We start from the raw sequence: 20,521 nt of genomic DNA on the forward strand, positions 1-20,521 counted from the left end.
GGTTAGGGCTCCCGGCCCGCCCGCCCCACCCGTCCGCCCCGGCCGCGGCGGGCCCAGCCTGGGGAGGGCCAGATGCTGCCCCGCGAGGCTGGGAGAGGCATGCTGCTGGGACTCACCACCGCGCTGGTCGCGACCGTCTGCTTCGGCTTCGGGGCGGTCTTCCAGGCGCGCGGGGCCCGCTCGGCGCCCCGGGCGGACCGGGTGCGGGCCGGGCTGCTGGCCGCGCTGGTCCGCTCCTGGCAGTTCGTGCTCGGCACCCTGCTGGACATCCTCGGCTTCGTGCTGAGCATCGTCGCGCTGCGCTCCCTGCCGCTGTTCCTCGTGCAGGCCGTCACCAACGCGAGCCTGGCGGTCACCGCGCTCGCCGCCGTCTGGATGCTCGGCGCCCGGCTGCGGCGCGGCGACCTCGCCGGCATCGTCGCCGTCGTGCTGGGCCTGACGCTGCTCGCGCTCGGCTCCGGCCGGGAGGGCCGGGAGTACGCCCCGCCCGCGTTCCACTGGGCGCTGCTGGGCACGACGGCCGTGATGCTGCTCGCCACCCTCGTGCTGGTCCGCCGGGACGGCACCGTGGCGGCGGCCGGGCTGGGCCTGATGGCGGGCGTGGGCTTCGGGATCACCAGCCTGGCCGTACGGGTGCTGGACGCCTCCGGCCTCGCCGCCGTGCTGACCGACCCGGCCGCGTACGCGCTGGTGGCCGGGGGCCTCGGCGGCTACCTCGCCTACGCCCTCGCCCTGCAGCGCGGCACCGTGACGGCGGCGACGGCCGCCGGGACGGTCACCGAGACCTTCGGCCCGGCGCTGGTCGGCGTGACGGCGCTCGGCGACGCCGCGCGCCCCGGCTACGCCTGGTGCGCCCTGCTGGGCTTCGCGGTGGCGGTGGGCGGCACCTTCGTGCTGTCCCGCTTCGGCGAGTTGGAGGGCGAATCGGCCGAACTCGCCGACGCCCGGCCCGGCACCGGGGCGGCCGCACCCGCCGCCCCGCCCCGGTAGCCCGGACGGCCGCGCCGTGCGAAGGTGACTTGCCGGACAAAACGGACGGCGCAGCGGACGGCAGGACGGCCCCACGAGGCCGTCCACGGAGCGGCAGGTGCGCGATGGCGGAGGAAGCCCAACCCGGATCCCCCCGGTCGGCACACGCCGACCGCCCGGCCGAGCCACCCCCCGCCCGCCCCGTCGCGCTGATCACCGGCGCCTCCTCCGGCATCGGCCTCGCCACCGCCACCCGGCTGGCCGACGCCGGCTGGCTCACCCTCCTCTCCGGCACCGACCGCACCCGCCTGGACGACCTCGCGGACCGCACCGGCGGCCGCGCCCTCCCCGAGGACCTCGGCAAACCGGACGGCCCCCGCCGCCTGGCCGAAGCCGCCCTCGCCGAGGCCGGCCGGGTCGACGCCCTGGTCGCCAGTGCCGGCCTCGGCTGGCGCGGCCCGTACGCGCAGACCCCGTCCGACACCCTGGACCGGCTGATCGAGGTCAACTTCGCCGCCCCGCTGCGCCTGGTCCGCCTGCTGCTGCCCGGCATGCTGGAACGCCGCCACGGCCGGATCGTGCTGCTCGGCTCGATCGCCGGCCAGGTCGGCGTGCGCGACGAGTCCGGCTACGCGGCGACCAAGGGCGGCCTCGCGATGTTCGCCGAGAGCCTCTGGTACGAGCTGCGCGGCACCGGCGTCGGTGTGCGGCTCGTGCTGCCCGGCGCCGTCGACACCCCCTTCTTCGACCGGCGCGGCACCCCCTACCAGCGGGACCGCCCGCGGCCGGTGTCCGCCGACCGGGTCGCGGAGGCCGTCGTCGCCGGCATCACCACCGAACGCGACCGCCTCTACGTGCCGCACTGGCTCGGCTTCCCGGCCCGCGTCCACGGCGCCGCCCCCGGCGTGTTCCGCCGCATGGCCTCCCGCTTCGGATGAGCCGCCCCGCGCCGCCCCGAGCCGCCCCGCGCATGGACGCACCCGTCAAGGCCCTCGCCCTCACCGCGGCCGCCGTCGAGTTCCTGCACCTCGCCCCGGCCGCCGTCCGCCTGCCGCCGCTGCGCCGCACCCTGGCCCGCCGCACCGCCGGCCACGGCACGGACCCGGGCCACCTCGCGCTCACCTTCGACGACGGCCCCGACCCGCGCAGCACCCCGTACATCCTCGACGCGCTCGACGAACTCGACGCCCGCGCCACCTTCTTCCTGCTCGGCGCGATGCTCGACCGCGCCCCCGGGCTCGGCCGCGAACTCGTCCGGCGCGGCCACGAAGTCGCCGTCCACGGCTGGCACCACCGGCAGCAGTGGTACCCCGCCCCGGCCCGCGACCTGCGCGAACTGCGCCGCACCCGGGACGCCGTCACCGAACTCTGCGGCGCCCGGCCGCTCTGGTACCGCCCGCCGTACGGCGTGCTGACCGCCGGCCCGGCGCTCGCCGCCCACCGCCTCGGCCTGCGCAGCGTGCTGTGGACGGCCTGGGGCCGGGACTGGACGGCCGAGGCCACCGGCGCCACCGTCTACGCCACCGCCCGCCCCGGCCTCACCGGCGGCGCCACCCTGCTCCTGCACGACTCCGACTGCACCTCAGCCCCCGGCTCCTGGCGCGCCGCCCTGGCCGCGCTCCCCGCGATCGCCGCGCACTGCCGCTCCCACGGCCTCACCCTGGGCCCGCTGCGCGACCACGCCGTCCCGCTCCGAAAGCCGCTGGCACCCGCACCGGACGGCCCGTAAGCTCCGCTCCCATGGCCCACGCGAAGACCTCCTACGTCTGCCTGCCCTGCCGGGCCTCCTACAAGCAGCCCCACGACTCGTGGCGCGAACGGCTCTGCCCGCGCTGCGCCCGTCCGCTGTTCCACGCGGGCTCGGCCTTCGCCGCGCCCCGCCGCCGCGACACCGCCGCCTGGCGGACCCTGTCCGTCCTGCTGAACGCGGGCATCGGGTTCCACAAGACCTGCTGCGGCGGCCCGGGTTGGCGCCCCCGGACGGTGCGCGAGGTACGCGAACGGCTGGCGTACGCCCGGGCCACCGGCGAGCCCGCCGACCGCGTGCTGACCCGGCCCGAACTCCCCTGATCCGACGAGCCGTTCGGGAACCGCCCGGTGCGGCCGATGCGTCGTCAGGGCGGACAGCGCACACCGGGGGCCCGGCCGGGCCCGGGGACGAATCGGGGGACATCCACGTGAACCACACCGCCGGCCGCGGCCGCGGACTCCTCGCCGTCGCGGCCGCCGGCCTCGCCGCCCTCGTCGTGGCCGGCTGCGGCAGCTCCGACTCCAAGTCCCCGGCCGCCGCCCCGACTTCCGCCGCGCCGACCCCGCCCGCCGCCGGGTCGCCCGCCGCCACCCCCACCGGCGCCGACGCGACCACGGCCCCGGCGACGCCCTCCGGGGACCCCGCGGCCGTGCCCGCCCCCGGGTCGGCGAGCGGCGACAGCTCCCTGAGCCTGACCGGATCGGGAGGCAGCGGCAGCTACGCGTACCGCCTGGTCAACTGCGTCGGCGAGGCCAAACCGACCGGCTGGCTGACGATCAGCCCGGTCCCCAAGGGGGACACCGTCGTGGTCACCGCGCTGGCGTTCAAGGACGGCCAGGCCGAACTGCTGCTGACCACCAAGGACGGCAACCGCATCACCACCTGGAAGGGCAAGGCGCCGGTCGGCGAGCACGCGAGCCGCACCGGCAACGCCGCCAAGCTCACCGGCCTGCCCGTCACGGACGACAAGGGCGCCACCGGCACCGTCAGCGGCACCCTGACCTGCGCCAACACCCTCGGCCTGCGCTGACCGACCCCGGCGACCGACCCCCGGCGCCGCCCCGGCCCCGGCTACCCCAGCCCCAACCGCCCCAGCGCCGCCCCGAACCCCGTCCGCCAGGCGTCCGGCGTGGCGCCGGGGGAGGGGGCCGGCCCGGGCCGGCCGAGGGCGGCGAGGGCGTTGCGGACCACCTCGGCCGGGCGGGCGGAGGCCACGTCCGCGTGGCCGAGCTCCAGCTCGTGCTGCAGGTTGTCCCGCCCGTGCCCCTGGACGACGTCGAGCAGCAGCAGCCGCCGCCCCAGGGCGCGGGCCTCGCTGCAGGTGTCCCCGGAGCTGGTGACCACCAGGTCGGCGGCCGCCATCAGCGCGGGCACCCGGTCGGTGTAGCCGAACGGCAGCAGCCGCGGCTCACACCGCGCGGCGGCCCGCAGCCGCCGTTCGAGCTCCCGGTTGCGCCCGGCGACGGCGAGCACGTGCGGCCCGGCGGCCGCGAGCGCGGCGGCGGTGCGGGCGAGCGGCCCGAGCCCCCAGGCGCCGGACATCAGCAGGACGCACCGGGCGTCCGCCGGCACCCCGAACTCGGCCCGGGCCGCGGCCCGTTCGGGCGGACGGTAGAACGGCGCGCGCAGCGGCGCGGGCAGGACGGCGACGGCGGCCTCCGGCCGGTAGCGGCGGACGGCGCAGGCGGCGACCTCGGAGGTGACGAGGAACAGGTCGGTGCCCTCCTGCACCCACAGCCGGTGCGGCGTCACGTCCGTGCAGAACACGACGTGCCGGAAGCCGTCCCGGGCGAGCGCGTTGACCGCCGAGGTCGCGGTGGCGAACACCGACACGACCAGCTGCGGCCGCCGCGCCGCCACCAACTCCCGCAGCGCCGGCACGAGTCGGGCCCGGGCGGCGGCGTCGGCGAGCAGCGCGATCCGGGCGCCGGGGCGCAGCGCCGAGAAGTGGAAGGCGTCGTACACGCCGGGCAGGTCGAGCAGCCGCCGGAAGACGGCCTCCCCGGCGGCGCCGGAGCGCTGCCCGAGCAGGGCCATCGCGTCGACGGTGTCGGTGGTCCAGCCGCGGTCGCGCAGGGTGTCCGCGCAGGCCTGCGCCATCACGTCGTGGCCCTGGCCGAGCGAGCCGGAGACCAGCAGGGCGTGCGGCACCGCGCGGGCCCCCGGATCAGTCGCCGAGGGCCCGGGCGGCCTGGTCGGCCCGGTACCAGTCGGCGTAACGCCGCACGCCCTCCGCGAAGTTGGTCCGCGGCGACCAGCCGAGCAGCCGCTTCGCCTGGGCGGAGGAGATCCGCCGGCTCGCGTAGTCGGCCTTGCGGCCGGGCACGTGCTCGATGGTGACGGGCCCGAGCAGGTCGTCGACGGTGTCGGCGATGCCGCGCACCGAGACGGCCGTGGAGCCCTCCAGGGCGAAGGTCTGGTCCTCGGCGGCGGGGGACAGGGCCCGTACGTGCGCGTCGGCGAGGTCCTCGACGTAGACGAAGTTGCGGCTCTGCCGGCCGTCGCCGGCGATGGTGATCGGCCGCCCGGCCAGCGCGGCCTGGACGAACCGGGCGACGACCAGCTCGTCGCGCATCCGCGGTCCGTACGGGATGCCGAAGCGCAGGATGGTGAAGTGCTGCCCGTACAGCTCGCGGTAGCTGTGCACCAGCATCTCGGCGGCGAGCTTGGTGGCCACGTACAGGTGGCCGCTGCGTTCCAGCGCGATCGGTGCGTGCTCGTCCAACTCCTGCTCTTCGCCGTCGAGTTGGGAGTCGGCCAGGGCGGCGCCGTAGACCCAGACGGTGCTGGCCAGGACGGTGCGGCTGAGGCCGCTGCGCCGGGCGGCCTCCAGGACGGCCTCGGTGCCGTCGATGTTGGCGCGCACGGCGCCCACCGGGTCGGCGGTGACCTGTTCGACGTCGGCCATCGCGGCGAGGTGGTAGACCACCTCGCTGCCGGCCAGCGCGGCGGTGAGGGCCGGCAGGTCGAGGACGTCGATCCGGGCGTGCTCGGCGTCGGGGTTGAGGTACTTGTCGGTGGTGTCCACGGCCAGCACCTCGTGCCCGGCCGCGATCAGGTGGTCCACGACGTGTGAGCCGATGAACCCGCAACCCCCGGTGACGGCTATCCGCACGGTCCTGCTCCCTTCGTTCCCCGCCGGTTCGTTCCCGCCGGTTCGTTTCCCGCCCGAGCGCCCTGCCCGGGCGCGCCGGCTAGCCGGCCGTCCGCCGGTGCACCGCCGAGACGGCCGCGATCACCTGCTCGGTCTCGTCCTCCGTCATGTCGGAGTGCACCGGCAGGCAGACCTGTCGGGCGCAGACGTCCTCGGCCACCGGCAGCGGCCCGCGCCGGTAGGGGGCGAGGACGGGCTGCAGGTGCAGCGGCAGGTCGTACACCTCGCCGGACAGCCGGACGCCGTGCTCCTCGGCGACGGCCCGCTTGAACGCGGCCCGGTCGGTGCCGGGCGGCAGCAGCGCCACGTACTTGTAGTAGTTGCTGCGGGCACCGCCCGGCTCGCGGACCGGCTCCAGGCCGTCGAGGCCGGCCAGCGCCTCGTCGTAGCGGCGGGCGACGGCCCGGCGGGTCTCGATGAACTCCTTGAGCCGGCGCAGGTGCACGGCGCCGGTGACCGCGTGCAGCTCGCTCATCCGCCAGGCGTGGCCGAGCAGCACGTGGTGGTTGGTGGTGAACGAGCCCTTGCCCTGGTCGCGGTAGATCCGGGCCTCGTCGCGCAGCTCCGGCGACTCGGTGAGGATCATGCCGCCCTCGCCGCTGGTGGTGACCTTGGTCGGGTAGAACGAGAACGCCCCGGCCAGCCCGAAGGTCCCGGCGCAGCGCCCGCCGAGGCTGCTGCCGTGGGCGTGCGCGGCGTCCTCGACCAGCGGGATGCCGTGCCGGTCGCACAGCGCGCGCAGCTCCGCGACCCGCGGGGTGATCAGCCCGCCGATGTGGACCAGGACGACGGCGGCGGTGTCCGGGGTGAGCGCCGCCTCCAGGGTCTCGGGGGAGAGCGCCAGGGTCGCCGGGTCGACGTCGGCGAACACCGGCCGCCCGCCGGCGTGCAGGACGGCGCCGGCGCTCGCGTAGAAGGTGACGGCGGGCAGGACGACGTCGCGGCCGCGGACGTCGACGGTGCGCAGGATCACCTCCAGCGCGGCCGTGCCGCTGCTGACCGCGACGGCGTGCGAGGCGCCGTGCTCGGCGGCGAAGGCCTGCTCGAACCGCTCGGTCCACGGGCCGAGGGTGAGGGCGCCGGTGGTGAGCATCTCCGTCACCGCCTCGGCGACGGCCGCGCGGTCGTTCTCGTCGAACACGATGCGGGCGGCTGGAACGCCCATGGGACACCTCCGGCGGCGGGCTGGGGTCAGCACCGATCGGGGTCAGGTCGTACCGAACCGTCCGTCGGACGGTCGGGCCACAGTCACATCACGCTACTTCGCCCGACCGGGCCCGGCCCGTCGTCTCCCCCGCACGGGTGACGCGGGCCTCCCCTCCTCCGTGGGTACCGGTCGCCTACTGCGTCCGCAGTACGGCGGCGGTACGGAAACGGCCTGCGCAGGGACGACGACGCGGGCGGGGTCGGCGGCGAAGGATGGGACATGCTGCGGGCGGACCGCGCCGGGACCGGCGCCGGGCCGCTCGCGGCGCGTTTTCGAGACCGTGCACCGAACCCGAAGGAGGCCGCACCCCGTGGCCACGTTCCTGTACCGCCTGGGCCGATGGGCCTTCGCCCGGCGCAAGCTGGTGACCCTGCTGTGGGTCGCCGTGCTGGCCGTCTGCGGAGTGCTCGCGGCCAAGGCGCCAGCCGCCCCCGACGACGGGTTCGCGATGCCCGGCACCGAGGCGCAGCAGGCCTTCGACCTGATGAACGAGCGCTTCCCGGGCGGCCACGCGGACGGCGCCTCGGCGCGCCTGGTGTTCGTCGCGCCGGACGGCCAGAAGATCACCGCCGCGCCCAACCAGCAGGCCGTGCAGCGCACCGTCGCCGAGCTCGCGCACGCCGAGCAGGTCACCGGCGCGGTCGACCCGTTCCAGGCGCACGCCGTCTCCAAGGACGGCACCACCGCGTACGCGACGGTCAGCTACTCCGTGAAGGCCGGCAAGCTGTCCGACGGCGCCACCGCCGCCCTGGAGCAGGCCGCCCAGCACGGCCGGGACGCCGGGCTGAAGGTCGAGGTCGGCGGCACCGCGCTGATGGCCAAGCCCGAGGCGGGCGGCAGCAGCGAGGCGATCGGCATGGCGCTGTCCGCCGTCGTCCTGGTGATCACCTTCGGTTCGCTGGTCGCCGCCGGCCTGCCGCTGCTCACCGCCGTGGTCGGCGTCGGCCTCGGCATGTCGCTGATCACCGCGCTCGGCAGCACCCTCGGCCTGTCCAGCACCACCGGCACGCTCGCGATGATGCTCGGCCTCGCGGTCGGCATCGACTACGCGGTGTTCATCGTGTCCCGCTACCGCGCCGAACTGGCCGAGGGCCGCGAGCCGCTGGAGGCCGCCGGCCGGGCGGTCGGCACCGCGGGCTCGGCGGTGGTGTTCGCCGGCCTCACCGTGGTGATCGCCCTCGCCGGGCTCTCCGTGGTCGGCATCCCGATGCTCGCCAAGATGGGCATGGCCGCCGCCGGCACCGTGGTGATCGCCGTCCTGGTCGCGCTGACCCTGGTGCCCGCGCTGCTCGGCTTCATCGGCCGCCGGGTGCTGCCCCGCAAGGTCCGCAAGGCCGCCGAGGGCGCCGCGCGCCCGACCGGGGACAACGGCGGCGCCCGCTGGGCCCGGTTCGTGCTGCGCCGCCCGCTCGCGGTGCTGCTCGGCGGCGTGATCGCGCTCGGCGTGCTCGCCGCCCCGGCCCTGGACCTGAACCTCGGCCTGCCCGGCGACGAGGCCAAGCCGACCTCCACCACCCAGCGCCGCGCCTACGACCTGCTGTCGGACGGCTTCGGCCCCGGATTCAACGGCCCGCTGACCGTCCTGGTCGACGCCAAGGGCGCACCCGACCCGAAGGCCGCCGCGAGCGAGGTCGCCAAGACCGTCTCCGGCCTGCCCGGCGTGGTCACGGTGACGCCGCCGATGTTCAACAAGGCGGGGGACACCGCCCTGGTCAACGCGATCCCGGCGACCGGCCCGAGCGACGCCGCGACCAAGGACCTGGTGCACACCATCCGCGGCCACGCGGCCGGCCTGAAGACCGCCACCGGCGCGACCGTCCTGGTCAGCGGCACGACGGCGATGAACATCGACGTCTCGCAGAAGCTCAGCGACGCGCTGCTGCCCTACCTCGGCGTGGTCGTCGGCCTGGCCGTCCTCCTGCTGCTGCTGGTGTTCCGCTCCGTCCTCGTCCCGCTGAAGGCGGCGCTCGGCTTCCTGCTCTCGGTGGCCGCCGCGCTCGGCGCCGTCGTGGCCGTCTTCCAGTGGGGCTGGCTGGCCGACCTGATCGGCGTGCAGCAGACCGGCCCGGTGATGAGCATGATGCCGATCTTCATGATCGGCGTGGTCTTCGGCCTGGCCATGGACTACGAGGTGTTCCTGGTCACCCGGATCCGCGAGGGCTTCGTGCACGGCGAGAGCCCGGGCGAGGCGATCGTCACCGGCTTCCGGCACAACGCCCGGGTGGTCACCGCCGCCGCCTTCATCATGATCGCCGTCTTCGCGGGCTTCATCGGCATGAGCGAGCCGATGATCAAGATGATGGGCCTGGGCCTCGCCGCGGCCGTCGCCTTCGACGCCTTCGTGGTCCGGATGACGATCGTCCCGGCGGTGCTCGCCCTGCTCGGCCGCCGCGCCTGGTGGCTGCCGCGCTGGCTCGACCGGGCGCTCCCGGACGTGGACGTCGAGGGCAGCAAGCTGCACACGGCCGCCCCCGAACCGGAACCGGTCCGGGAGCCCGTCACCGTCTGACGCACCCGGGCCCCGTCCGGCCGATCCTGCCGGACAGGGCCCGGGCCACGGCCGGCTCGGAGGGACGTTCGAGCGCGGACCGTTACCGTTGCTGGAGGGGGCCGTCCCACCCGGACGGCCCCCGACCGGTGCGCCGCCCCTCCCCGGGGGCGCCACGGCCCGGAGACCACGACCCGGAGACCCCGACCATGAGCGACACCTGGCAGCGCCTGCGCCGCGGCCACCCCCGGCTGCTCGACACCGCCGGCGGAGCGGTCCTGCTCGTGTTCACCGCGCTCGGCGCCACCGTCGACCAGACCCAGGGCCACTACACCCTGCCCGACCCGGCCACCGCGGCGATCGCCCTGCTCTCCGCCCTCGCCGTGTTCGCCCACCGCCGCCACCCGCGCGCCGTCGTCGCCGTCACCCTGCTCTGCACCATGGCCCTCGCCCTGACCAGCCCCCGGCTCACCCCGATGCTGGCCACCCCGCTGCTGCTCGCGCTCTACTCCCTCGCCGTCCGCACCGACCGCGTCACCGCCCTGCGGGCCTCCATCGCCACCGCCGTCCTGCTCACCGGGATCACGCTGCTGTTCGGCCCCGGCGGCCCGATCGGCGAACGGCTCGGCGTCCTCGCCTGGGCCCTGCTGCCCGGCGCCCTCGGCGACTCCATCCGCAACCGCCGCGCCCACCTCGCCGCCATCGAGGAACGCGCCGAGCGCGCCGAGCGCACCCGCGAGGAGGAGGCCCGCCGCCGCGTCGCCGACGAACGCATCCGGATCGCCCGCGACCTGCACGACGTCGTCGCCCACCACATCGCCCTCGCCAACGCCCAGGCCGGCATCGCCGTCCACCTCATGGACAGCCACCCCGCCCAGGCCCGCGAGGTGCTCAGCCACATCACCGACGCCACCGGCTCCGCCCTCCAGGAGCTGCGCGCCACCGTCGGCCTGCTGCGCCGCGCCGAGGAGCGCGCCCCGCTCGAACCCGCCCCCGGCCTCGACCGGCTGCCCGAACTGATCAACAGCTTCGAGCGGGCCGGCCTGCCCGTGCGGCTCACCGTCGAGGGGGAGGCCCGGCCGCTGTCCCCGGGCGTCGACCTGACCGCCTTCCGGATCGTCCAGGAGTCGCTGACCAACGTCGCCAAGCACGCCCGCGGCGCCGACGCCGAGATCACCCTCGCCTACAGCGGCAGCCGGGTCGCGCTCAGCGTCGCCAACGGCCGTCCCGGCCCCGCCCGCCGGCCCGTCCCGCTGCCCCCGCCGGCCCCGGGCGAGAGCGGCTTCGGCCTGATCGGCATGCGCGAACGGGCCGGCGCGGTCGGCGGCCGGCTCAGCGCCGACCACCGGCCGGACGGCGGCTTCCTGGTCACCGCCGAACTGCCGCTGCGCACCGGCAGCCGCGACGCCCGCACCGCCCCGCACGAGAAGGACCACGCCGCATGACCATCCGCGTACTGCTCGCCGACGACCAGGCCCTGCTGCGCGGCGCCTTCCGGGTGCTGATCGACGCCGAGGACGACATGGAGGTCGTCGGCGAGGCCGCGGACGGCCGCGAGGCGGTCGAGCTCGCCCGCGCCACCCGGCCCGACGTCGTCCTGATGGACATCCGGATGCCCGGTGCGGACGGCCTCGGCGCCACCGCCGCCATCTGCGGCGACGAGGAGCTGTCCGGCACCCGGGTGCTCATCCTCACCACCTTCGAGATCGACGAGTACGTGGCCCAGGCGCTGCGCGCGGGCGCCGGCGGCTTCCTCGGCAAGGGCGCCGACCCGAAGGAACTGCTCGCCGCCGTGCGCACCGTCGCGGCCGGGGACAAGCTGCTCTCGCCCGCCGCCACCCGCGCGGTCATCGACCAGCTCCTCGCCCGGCCCGACCCGGCCGCCGCCGAGCCCGCCGAACGGCTCGCCGTCCTCACCGCCCGCGAGCGCGAGGTGATGGCGATGGCCGCCACCGGGCTCACCAACGAGGAGATCGCGGAGCGGATGTTCGTCAGTCCGTTCACCGTGCGCACCCACGTGCACCGGGCGATGGCCAAGCTCGACGCCCGCGACCGCGCCCAACTCGTCGCCATCGCCTACCAGTCCGGCCTCGTCCCGCCCGGCCGCCCGGCGTAGCCGGGGCCGTTCCGCGCGGCCCGCCTCCTTCCCCGCCGCGCGTCCGCGCCCGGAGCGGCGCAGGATGGGAGGGCCGGCGCAGGACCGGCGGCAGGCAGGAGGTCGGGCCCGTGGCGATCGCGATGGCAGACATCCGGGAGTGGCGCGGCCAGCCGGTGGTCGACGAGAAGGACCGCCGGATCGGCACGCTGGAGTCCGTCTACGTCGAGACGGCCAGCGACGAGCCGTTCTTCGCCACCGTGACGGTCGGTGTGCTCACCCGCCGCCGCCTGGCGTTCGTCCCGCTGCTCGGCGCGGTGGCGGGCCCCGGCTACCTGCGGGTCGCCTACCCGCGCAACCTGGTCCGGCAGGCGCCGGCGATCGGCACCGACGACGTCCTGCCCGCCGGGGACGAGCCGGCCGTGTTCGCGCACTACGAGCTGCCGTACGCGACCGGCGCCGGCGGCGAGCGCCGCCTGGCCCGCCGCTGAGCCGGGCTCCGGCCCGCCGGGAACGGATACCCCGCGGGGTACACTGGTCACCGGAGAGTCGAGGCGAAAGGCGGCCCGGGATGCAGGTGGACGAGGAGTCGGTCGGCGCGGTCCTGAACCGGCTGCGCCGTGCGCAGGGCCAGTTGGCCGGCGTGATCGCGATGATCGAGGCGGGCCGTGACTGCAAGGACGTGGTGACCCAGCTCGCCGCCGTGTCGCGGGCGCTGGACCGGGCCGGGTTCAAGATCGTCGCCAGCGGGATGCGCCAGTGCCTGGCCGCCGCCGACGAGGACGCCCCGCCGATGAGCGAGGCCGAGCTGGAGAAGCTGTTCCTGGCCCTGGCCTGACGGAACCGCCCGAAGGGCCGCGACGGAGTCCTCCGTCGCGGCCCTTCGCCGTGCCCGCCCCTTCCGCCCGTTCCGCCGTCGGACGCCCCGCTCGTCGTCGTCACGTCCCGCCCCGCGCCGTGGAGTTCGCGAACCGCCCGACGCTCCGTCACGCACCGTTCACTCCCCGGTCGCTGGCCTTCGGATGAATGAGGCCCGCCCGCAGTTGTACAGCCAACTGCGGTGCTCCCTCCTCCCAGCCTCCGTGACCAGCCGCGCGCGGCCCCGGCGCCGTCCCCCCGGCGGACCGGGCCCCGGGCGGCGGACAGGACAACCGTGGCCGCAGGCAGCGCCCTGACCCTCACCAGCTCCGCCAACCCCGTCGAAGGCGACCGGCTCACCTTCCACTGGACCACCGACGCCCCCGACGCCAAGAACTGGGTCGGCATCTACGACGGCAGCCGCCAACCCGGCACCGGCTCCTCGCTGCTGTGGAAGTACACCCCCGACCCCTCCGGCGACGTCCAGCTCGACACCTCCGCGCTGACCGGCGGCCCGTACACCGCCTACCTGCTGGCCAAGGACGGCTACGGCGTCCTCGCCCGGAGCGCGCCGTTCAGCTTCCGGCCGAAGCCCGCCGTGATCCGCCCGCACGCCGCCGTGGACGCCCTCACCACCGCCCCCGTCGCCCCCGGCGCGCGCGTGACCGTCAAACTCGGCGGCCTGTGGTCCCGCCCGGCCGGCAACCCGCCCGGCTCCGCGACCTACCGCAAGCTCGGCGGCGCGGCCTGGGCCGCCGTCAGCCCGGACGGCACCCTCACCGGCACCGCCCCCGCCGCCGGCGCGAACCCGGAACTCGTCGTCGTCGGCGTCAAGGACGGCGCGGGCGCCACCGACACCGTCACCGTCCTCGTCCCGGTCGCCGACCCGGCCGCCCCGCCGCGCCTCAAGGTCGCGAGCTGGAACCTGCACGAGGCCGGCGCCGGCTTCACCGACGCCCTGGAGAAGCAGCTGCGCGTCGTCCTCGCCCAGGGCCTGGACGCGCTCGCCCTCCAGGAGAGCGCCGGCGAGCGCGCGAAGACCCTGGCCGACGCGCTCGGCTGGTACGCCTACCAGAGCCCCGGCAGCGTCGGCATCCTCAGCCGCCACCCGCTCGCCGACGTCACCCCGGCGACCGCCGAACTGCCCGCCGCCGCGGCCACTCTGCAGCTGCCGGGCGGCCGCGCCATCCGGTTCTGGGCCGCCCACCTCGACGAGGCCGGCTACGGCCCGTACGCCGTCCAGGACGGGCAGGGCGCCGCGCAGGTGGAGGCCGCCGAGCGGGCCTCGCTGCGCTTCCGGCAGGCCACCGCCCTGGCCGCCGCCGTCCGCGCGGACCTCGCCCGGCACCTGCCGGTGGTCCTGGCCGGAGCCCTCTCCTCGCCCTCCCACCTGGACTGGACGGCCGCCACCGCCGCCGCGCACCAGGGCGTCGGCCCGCTGAACTGGCCGGTCACCAGGGCGCTCCAGGACGCCGGGCTGACCGACGCCTTCCGCGAGGAGCACCCCGACCCGGCCAAGGCGCCCGGGAACACCTGGTCGCCGACCCGCAAGCGGCGCGGCGACCGCCCGGAGCCGCAGGACCGCATCGACGCCGTTCAGTACGCCGGCCCGCTGAAGCTCGTCGAGGCGCACACGCTCGTCGCCGACTGGCCGCAGCCCGAGCCGAACACGGCCGCCAACCAGTGGCCCTCCGACACCGCCGCCGCCGTCGCCACCTTCCAGCTCTGAAAGGCCGGTCCGAGATGCCCGAGCTCTCCCGCCGCACCTTCGTCGGCGCCACCGCGGCCGCCGGCGCCACCGCCCTGACCGGCCTCGCCGCCACCCCCGCCGCGGCCGCCCGCCCCGAGGCCGAGCCCACCGGCACCATCAAGGACGTCAAGCACGTCGTCGTCCTGATGCAGGAGAACCGTTCCTTCGACCACTACTTCGGCACGCTGAACGGCGTGCGCGGCTTCGGCGACAAGCAGGCCCTCCAATTCCCGGACGGCACCGACGTGTTCCGCCAGCCCGACAGCCGGCGCAGCGACGGCGGCGTGATGCTGCCCTACCGGATGGACACCTCGAAGTACAACGCGCAGAACGCCGGCGGCCTCGCCCACGACTGGGCGACCGGCCACCAGGCCATCAACGACGGCGCGATGAACAAGTGGGTCGCCGCCAAGGGCGAGCGCACCATGGGCTACTTCACCCGCGAGGACATCCCCTACCAGTACGCCCTCGCCGACGCCTTCACCCTCTGCGACGCCTACTTCACCTCGCTCGCCGGGCCCACCGACCCCAACCGCCTCTACCTGTGGACCGGCACCGCCGGCCCCGGCCGCGACGGCACCACCGGCCCGTGGATCGACAACACGCCGGTCACCGACAACCCGGTCGCCGACTGGACCACCTACGCCGAGCGCCTGCAGGCGGCCGGCGTCTCGTGGCGCGTCTACCACAACCCCAGCAAGGACGACCGCACCGGCGACTACGACGACAACGCGCTCTCCTACTTCAAGCAGTTCCACGCCTTCCCGCACGACGACCCGCGCTACGTCAACGCGATGACGAAGTTCGACCCCGCCGACTTCGACCGCCACTGCAAGGACGGCACCCTGCCGACGATCTCCTGGCTGGTCGCGCCCTACCTGTTCTCCGAGCACCCGGAGGCCGGCCCCGCCTACGGCGCGCACTGGGTCAACCAGGCGCTGCAGTCGCTGATGTCCAACCCGGAGGTCTGGCAGCACACCGTCTTCCTGGTCATGTACGACGAGAACGACGGCTACTTCGACCACATGGTCCCGCCCACCCCCGAGCCCGGCACCCCCGAGGAGTTCACCCACGGCCGCGCCATCGGCCTCGGCAACCGCGTCCCGCTCTGGGTGGCCTCGCCCTGGTCGCGCGGCGGCTGGGTCAACTCCCAGGTCTTCGACCACACGTCGGTGCTGCGCTTCATGGAGCTGGTCACCGGGGTCGCCGAGCCGAACATCTCCGCCTGGCGCCGGGCGGTCTGCGGCGACCTCACCAGCTGCTTCGACTTCGCCGCCCCGGACCACTCGATCCCGTCCCTGCCCGACACCAACGCCCTGATGGCCAGGGCCGACGCGGGCACCAAGCTGCCCGGCGTCGCCCTGCCGGCCGCCGGCGCCCAGTCGATGCCCGTCCAGGAGCGCGGCGAGCGCCCGCACCGCCCCCTGCCGTACCAGCCCTGGGCCGACGTCGAGGTGGACCGCAGGACCGGCAAGGTCACCTGCACGATGAGCAACGACGGCTCGGTCGCCTTCCCGTACACCGTCTACCCCAACATCGCGCTGCCCTTCGCCGGCACCCCGTACACCGTCGCCCCCGGCGCGACCGCCCGCTACGTCTGGAACGCCGCCGACACCTCCGGCCGCTACGACTTCAGCGTGCACGGCCCGGACGGCTTCGTCCGCCGCTTCGCCGGCACCGTCGTGCGCGACGGGCAGGACGGCCAGAACGACGTCGGCGTGCCCATCGTCACCGCCGACCTGCGGGGCAACCTGCGGCTCACCCTCCAGGTCGCCAACGACGGCCTGACCGACGTCGCCTTCACCGCCGCGCCCAATGACTTCGCGGGCACCGCGCGGACGGTCTGGGTCAAGCCCGGCAAGCAGACCGAACTGTCCTGGCCGCTGGACAAGCAGGGCCGCTACGACGTCACCGTCACCGCGCACACCGGCCTGCGCTTCGCCCAGCGCTACGCGGGCTGGGTGCACTGAGCCCTCCGGCTCGACCGACGCCGCGTCAACCGGCCGGGGGCGCCGATCCGGTGACCCCCGGCCGTGGCGGGGCCGCACTGTCGGACCCCGGCGCTACGGTCTGCCCATGCAGAAGATCGCCACCTTCCTCTGGTTCGACGGACAGGCCGAAGAGGCCGCCACCTTCTACACCTCGCTGTTCCCCGACTCCCGGATCACCCAGGTCGCCCGCTACCCCGACACCGGCGCGGGCGAGAGCGGCCCGGGCGAGCCCGGCTCGGTCATGACCGTCTCGTTCGAGCTCCTCGGCCGCGAGTACGTCGCCCTCAACGGCGGCCCGGTGTTCCACTTCAACGAGGCCGTCTCGCTCCTGGTGGAGTGCGACGACCAGCAGCAGGTCGACGACCTGTGGGTCAAGCTCACCGCGGACGGCGGCAAGGAGAGCCAGTGCGGCTGGCTCAAGGACCGCTACGGCCTCTCCTGGCAGATCACCCCGCGGATCCTGCTCGACCTGGTCGGCGGCGAGGACCGGGAGAAGGCCGCACGCGTGTTCGCCGCGATGATGCGGATGCGGAAGATCGAGATCCAGCCGCTGCTCGACGCGGCCGAGGGCTGAGCCCCCGTGGCCGCACTCACCCACCGCAGCATCGTCTACCTGCGCGCCACCCCCGAGCGGGTCTGGCACGCCCTCACCAACGCCGACGAGTCCGGCCTGTACTGGGGCCACCGCAACGTCTCCACCTGGCTGCCCGGCACCCCCTGGGAGCACCAGCGGACCGACGACTCCGGCATCGCCGACGTGATCGGCCTGGTCGAGGCCGCCGACCGCCCGCACCGGCTGGTCACCACCTGGGCCGGCCCCGAGGAGGAGCGGGCCGGCGGCCCGTCCCGGGTCACCTTCGAGCTGCGGCACTGGCAGGACCTCACCCGGCTCACCGTCACCCACCAGAACCTGCCCGACGAGGCCGCGCGGCTGGACGCGGAGCAGGGCTGGTCGGCGGTGCTGTCCAACCTGAAGACCTACCTGGAGACCGGCCACCCGCTCCCGCAGCAGCCCTGGCTGATGCCCTGAGTCTTCCCCCGCGGACTCAGCGCCCGGCGTCCGACGCCGGGCGCTCTCCGTCGCCGCCACCCCGCTCGCCGCGGAGCAGTCCGCGCAGCCGGGCGAAACGGGAGAACCGCTCCCGGCTCGCCACCGACGCCCGGTCCAGCTCCTCCATCAGCCGCCGGCTGCGGTGGTCGAGGTCCAGCTCGTCCAGGATCCGGTCCACCTCGGCCAGTATCGACCCGTGCAACTGCCACGCCTCCGGATGCTCCTGCACCTTCCGCAGCAGCACCTGGGCGACGTTCTCCCGGCACGCCCAGGCCGCCGCCAGCTCGGCGGCCAGCCGCTGCTCCGCCTCCTCCGCGTCCCGGCTGACCTGGGTGGTGACCAGCACCGCGAAGCTCACCATCGCCCCGCCCACGTGCGCGAACAGTTCCTCCAGGACCACCGCGACGTCCGGCGGGAACAGCCGCTCGCCCGGCCCGCGCCGCTTCGCCAGGTCGGTCAGCGACCGGGCCAGCACCCGGATCACCACCACGCAGATCTCCAGGGTGTCCAGCCCGGTGCGCAGCACCAGCCGGGACAGCAGCCCCTCGCTGATCCGCGGATTGAACCGCAGGCTGTCCTCGGCCTGGCGCATCGCCGCGTCCACCTCCGCGATCGCCTGGTCCAGCCGGCGCGCCTCGTGCAGCCGCTCGGCGGCCCGGGCCACCGGGATGGGCCGGCCCAGCTCCTCGGCGAGGTCCAGCAGCAGCTGCCGGGCCCGCCGGGCCAGCCCCTCGACGGCCTCCCCGGCGGTGTCCACCCACACCGGCGGGGCGAACACCAGGTTGAACACCAGCCCGGCCGCGGCGCCGATCAGCGTCTCCAGCACCCGGTCCCAGGCCTGCGAGGCGAGCTTGGTGACGCCCAGGATCAGCATCGCGCTGATCGCGACCTCCTGGACGAACTCCTCGACCCGGACGAACCGGCCGATCACCAGCGAGGCCAGGATGACCAGCCCGAGGCTCCACCAGGAAAGCCCCACCACGGCGCTGAAGCCGATCGCGATCAGTACCCCGACCACCACCGAGTTGACCCGGCGGATGCTGGTCTTGAGCGTCGAGTAGACGGTGACCTGGACGACCAGCAGCGCCGTCAGCGGCGCCGTGAGCGGGGCGGGCTCGCTGCTGAGCCGGGTCGCGACGGCGTAGGCGAGGGTGGCGGCCACCGTCGCCCGCACGGTCTGGACGACGAAGGGCTCGCGGGCGCCCCGGCGGACCAGGGCCGTGACGGACTCCGGGACGATCGACTCCGGGACGAGGGCCATGAGGCCCTTCTTTCCCCGCGGGCGCCGTTCACACCGCCGGTCGGCCCGCGCACTACCCGGACGAGCGGCGTCCGGACGGCTGCGGGGGGCCGGGTCGCCCGGCCCCCGGCCCGGTCAGCCGCGCCGGTCGCCGCGGTCGAAGCGCAGCTTCCACGGCGCCAGCGCCGACTCGACCTGTACGGCGAGGCTCATCTTCGAGGCGCCCTCGATCCGCTCCTCGAAGCGGATCGGCACCTCGCGGATCGTCATGCCGCGCCGGACGGCGCGGTAGTTCATCTCGACCTGGAACGAGTAGCCGTTGCTCCGCACGCTCGGCAGGTCGATGGCCCGCAGCGTGTCCGCCCGCCAGGCCTTGAACCCGGCGGTCGCGTCCCGCACGCCCAGCCCGAGGATCGCGTTGACGTAGAAGTTGGCCCAGGCGGAGAGCGCCTTGCGGTGCCACGGCCACTCGGCGGCCGTGGAGCCGCCCGGGACGTAGCGGGAGCCGAGCACCACGGCGGTGTCGCCGGTCAGCAGGGCGTCCACCATCGCCGGTATCGCCGAGGCCGGGTGCGAGAGGTCGGCGTCCATCTGGACGACGACGTCGGCGCCCTCGTCCAGGGCCCGGGCCATGCCGGCCAGGTAGGCGCGGCCGAGGCCGTCCTTCTCGGTGCGGTGCAGCACGCCGATCGTGCCGCCGGCCTCCGCGGCCAGCTTCTCGGCGACCTCGCCGGTGCCGTCCGGGGAGCTGTCGTCCACCACCAGCAGGTGCAGGTTGGGCACCGGGAGGTCCGCGAGGAGCCCCGCCAGGACCGGAAGGTTCTCCCGTTCGTTGTACGTGGGGACGACGACAACGACCTTGGGGGAGGCCTCGACCATGTTCTGTTTCCCTCGTGCCCTCTCCGGCCGGCTGCCCGGCCAGGCCGGTCGGTAGTCCGCGACGACCTGCGCTCCAGTAGACCGTGTGAGTGTATCCGCGCGCTTCACCCCCGCCCGCCACGGGTACCGCCAGGCCCCCCACGGGGGCGGCCGTCGCAGGGCGGTTCGACTGCGAGGTGTGGGTGTGGCAACCTTCCCCGGTTCGGATCGACACCCCCGGGGAGCCTCCTTGACCATCCGCCGCACCACCGCCGTACCGGTCCTCGCCGCCACGGCGCTCGCGCTGACCGCCCTCACCGGCTGCGGCTCCGGCGGCTCCGGCGGCTCCGCCCCGGCGGCCGCCGTTGGGACGGCCTCGGCATCGGCCTCGGCCTCGGTGTCCGCGGCCGCGACCGCGTCGGCGACCGCCGCGGCGGTCGGCGCGCCCGCCGGTGCCGACGGCGCGTTCGACCCGGCGGTCGCGATAGCCCACCGCTCCCGCGAGCCGTACGCCGCGAACGTCGTCCTGGTCTCCGAGACCGGGGAGGGCGACCAGCAGGTGCGGATCACCGTCACCGGCCGGATGAACTACTACACCCCGGCCCGCGGCGCCCGCACCGAGGGCAAGACCGTCATGGGCGGAGCGCTGGTGCTGAACTGGATGGAGACGCTGACCGCGGACGGCGTCGGCTACCACCGGGACAAGGCCAAGGGCGAGACCAAGTGGACGAAGGACCTGCAGAGCGGGGAGGGCGCCGACGCGAACGGCGAGCAGGTCGCCGGCTACGCCAAGGCCCTGCTGGAGACCGGTCCCGCCGCCCGCAAGGGCATGGAGACCGAGTCGGGCCTGCCGGTCTTCCACCTCGCCGGCCGGCTGACGATGGACCAGGTGCGCGAGGCGGACCCGTCGAACGCCGCGCGGATGGCGGCCCAGGGTGTGGACGGGGTCGACTGCGAGCTGTGGATCGACCGGCTCGGCCGGGGCGTTCGCGGCGTGCAGTCGATGGTGGTCAACGGCAAGACGGTCGTGACGAAGGACCAGTACTCGAACTTCGGCCCGGCGGACACCTTCGCCGCCCCGCTCCCGGGCGAGATCGCCCAGTGACCGGT

The 20,521-nt window shown here is 75.3% G+C and carries 20 protein-coding genes; 15 read left to right on the top strand and 5 right to left on the bottom strand.

Annotation, left to right across the window (positions count from 1 at the left end; genetic code table 11):
- Positions 1 to 99: 99 nt before the first annotated feature.
- From VM95_RS22095 to VM95_RS38970, 5 genes are all read left to right on the top strand, one after another.
- On the top strand, positions 100 to 990 hold the full coding sequence (locus tag VM95_RS22095; protein WP_045699607.1) for a DMT family protein: 891 nt from the start codon (positions 100 to 102) through the stop codon (positions 988 to 990).
- Positions 991 to 1,094: 104 nt separating this feature from the next.
- Positions 1,095 to 1,907: an SDR family NAD(P)-dependent oxidoreductase gene (locus VM95_RS22100; protein WP_045699609.1), complete on the top strand. Its 813-nt coding sequence runs from the start codon at positions 1,095 to 1,097 to the stop codon at positions 1,905 to 1,907.
- 32 nt (positions 1,908 to 1,939) lie between these two features.
- The gene (locus tag VM95_RS22105; RefSeq protein ID WP_045699611.1) at positions 1,940 to 2,698 is read left to right on the top strand and encodes a polysaccharide deacetylase family protein; all 759 of its coding nucleotides are present in this window, start codon (positions 1,940 to 1,942) and stop codon (positions 2,696 to 2,698) included.
- A gap of 11 nt (positions 2,699 to 2,709) precedes the next feature.
- Positions 2,710 to 3,039, top strand: a complete 330-nt coding sequence (locus VM95_RS22110) for a hypothetical protein (RefSeq protein WP_045699613.1) — start codon at positions 2,710 to 2,712, stop codon at positions 3,037 to 3,039.
- 107 nt (positions 3,040 to 3,146) lie between these two features.
- Positions 3,147 to 3,749, top strand: coding sequence for a hypothetical protein (locus VM95_RS38970; protein WP_052707494.1), 603 nt, complete (start codon positions 3,147 to 3,149; stop codon positions 3,747 to 3,749).
- Positions 3,750 to 3,790: 41 nt separating this feature from the next.
- Here the strand turns inward: VM95_RS38970 and VM95_RS22120 are convergent, their stop codons facing one another.
- The 3 genes from VM95_RS22120 to VM95_RS22130 all read right to left on the bottom strand — a co-directional run bounded on the left by VM95_RS22120 (position 3,791) and on the right by VM95_RS22130 (position 7,038).
- Positions 3,791 to 4,870, bottom strand: a complete 1,080-nt coding sequence (locus VM95_RS22120; protein ID WP_045699616.1) for a glycosyltransferase family protein — start codon at positions 4,868 to 4,870, stop codon at positions 3,791 to 3,793.
- 16 nt (positions 4,871 to 4,886) lie between these two features.
- Positions 4,887 to 5,834, bottom strand: coding sequence for an NAD-dependent epimerase/dehydratase family protein (locus tag VM95_RS22125; RefSeq protein WP_045699618.1), 948 nt, complete (start codon positions 5,832 to 5,834; stop codon positions 4,887 to 4,889).
- Between the two features lie 79 nt (positions 5,835 to 5,913).
- A complete protein-coding gene (locus tag VM95_RS22130) occupies positions 5,914 to 7,038 on the bottom strand; it encodes a DegT/DnrJ/EryC1/StrS family aminotransferase (protein ID WP_045699620.1) in 1,125 nt (374 codons plus the stop codon).
- Positions 7,039 to 7,390: 352 nt separating this feature from the next.
- Between VM95_RS22130 and VM95_RS22135 the strand changes: the two genes are divergently transcribed.
- The 9 genes from VM95_RS22135 (at position 7,391) to VM95_RS22175 (ending at position 17,292) form a co-directional block, all read left to right on the top strand.
- Positions 7,391 to 9,589: an MMPL family transporter gene (locus tag VM95_RS22135; protein WP_045699623.1), complete on the top strand. Its 2,199-nt coding sequence runs from the start codon at positions 7,391 to 7,393 to the stop codon at positions 9,587 to 9,589.
- A 188-nt stretch (positions 9,590 to 9,777) separates the two neighbouring features.
- A complete protein-coding gene (locus VM95_RS22140; RefSeq protein ID WP_045699625.1) occupies positions 9,778 to 11,013 on the top strand; it encodes a sensor histidine kinase in 1,236 nt (411 codons plus the stop codon).
- Positions 11,010 to 11,684, top strand: coding sequence for a response regulator transcription factor (locus VM95_RS22145; protein ID WP_045699627.1), 675 nt, complete (start codon positions 11,010 to 11,012; stop codon positions 11,682 to 11,684). Before VM95_RS22140 ends, VM95_RS22145 begins: the two co-directional genes overlap by 4 nt.
- 122 nt (positions 11,685 to 11,806) lie before the next feature.
- A complete protein-coding gene (locus VM95_RS22150) occupies positions 11,807 to 12,154 on the top strand; it encodes a PRC-barrel domain-containing protein (protein WP_045699704.1) in 348 nt (115 codons plus the stop codon).
- Positions 12,155 to 12,234: 80 nt separating this feature from the next.
- On the top strand, positions 12,235 to 12,501 hold the full coding sequence (locus tag VM95_RS22155; protein WP_045699629.1) for a metal-sensitive transcriptional regulator: 267 nt from the start codon (positions 12,235 to 12,237) through the stop codon (positions 12,499 to 12,501).
- Positions 12,502 to 12,816: 315 nt separating this feature from the next.
- Positions 12,817 to 14,250 carry an endonuclease/exonuclease/phosphatase family protein gene (locus tag VM95_RS22160; RefSeq protein WP_045699630.1) on the top strand — a complete coding sequence of 478 codons (1,434 nt, stop codon included), beginning with the start codon at positions 12,817 to 12,819 and terminating at the stop codon, positions 14,248 to 14,250.
- Between the two features lie 14 nt (positions 14,251 to 14,264).
- A complete protein-coding gene (locus tag VM95_RS22165; protein ID WP_045699631.1) occupies positions 14,265 to 16,241 on the top strand; it encodes a phosphocholine-specific phospholipase C in 1,977 nt (658 codons plus the stop codon).
- Between the two features lie 106 nt (positions 16,242 to 16,347).
- The gene (locus VM95_RS22170) at positions 16,348 to 16,836 is read left to right on the top strand and encodes a VOC family protein (protein ID WP_045699633.1); all 489 of its coding nucleotides are present in this window, start codon (positions 16,348 to 16,350) and stop codon (positions 16,834 to 16,836) included.
- A gap of 6 nt (positions 16,837 to 16,842) precedes the next feature.
- Complete coding sequence (locus VM95_RS22175; protein ID WP_045699634.1) at positions 16,843 to 17,292, top strand: SRPBCC family protein; 450 nt, start codon at positions 16,843 to 16,845, stop codon at positions 17,290 to 17,292.
- Between the two features lie 16 nt (positions 17,293 to 17,308).
- Here the strand turns inward: VM95_RS22175 and VM95_RS22180 are convergent, their stop codons facing one another.
- Both VM95_RS22180 and VM95_RS22185 read right to left on the bottom strand, forming a co-directional pair.
- Complete coding sequence (locus VM95_RS22180) at positions 17,309 to 18,574, bottom strand: FUSC family protein (RefSeq protein ID WP_045699636.1); 1,266 nt, start codon at positions 18,572 to 18,574, stop codon at positions 17,309 to 17,311.
- Positions 18,575 to 18,688: 114 nt separating this feature from the next.
- On the bottom strand, positions 18,689 to 19,432 hold the full coding sequence (locus tag VM95_RS22185; RefSeq protein WP_045699638.1) for a polyprenol monophosphomannose synthase: 744 nt from the start codon (positions 19,430 to 19,432) through the stop codon (positions 18,689 to 18,691).
- Positions 19,433 to 19,661: 229 nt separating this feature from the next.
- On the opposite strand from VM95_RS22185, the gene VM95_RS22190 reads away from it, so the two are divergent.
- On the top strand, positions 19,662 to 20,516 hold the full coding sequence (locus tag VM95_RS22190; RefSeq protein WP_045699640.1) for a hypothetical protein: 855 nt from the start codon (positions 19,662 to 19,664) through the stop codon (positions 20,514 to 20,516).
- The last annotated feature ends 5 nt before the right edge of the window (positions 20,517 to 20,521 follow it).

This window comes from Streptomyces rubellomurinus, assembly GCF_000961885.1.
In the GTDB taxonomy this organism is placed as follows: domain Bacteria; phylum Actinomycetota; class Actinomycetes; order Streptomycetales; family Streptomycetaceae; genus Kitasatospora; species Kitasatospora rubellomurina.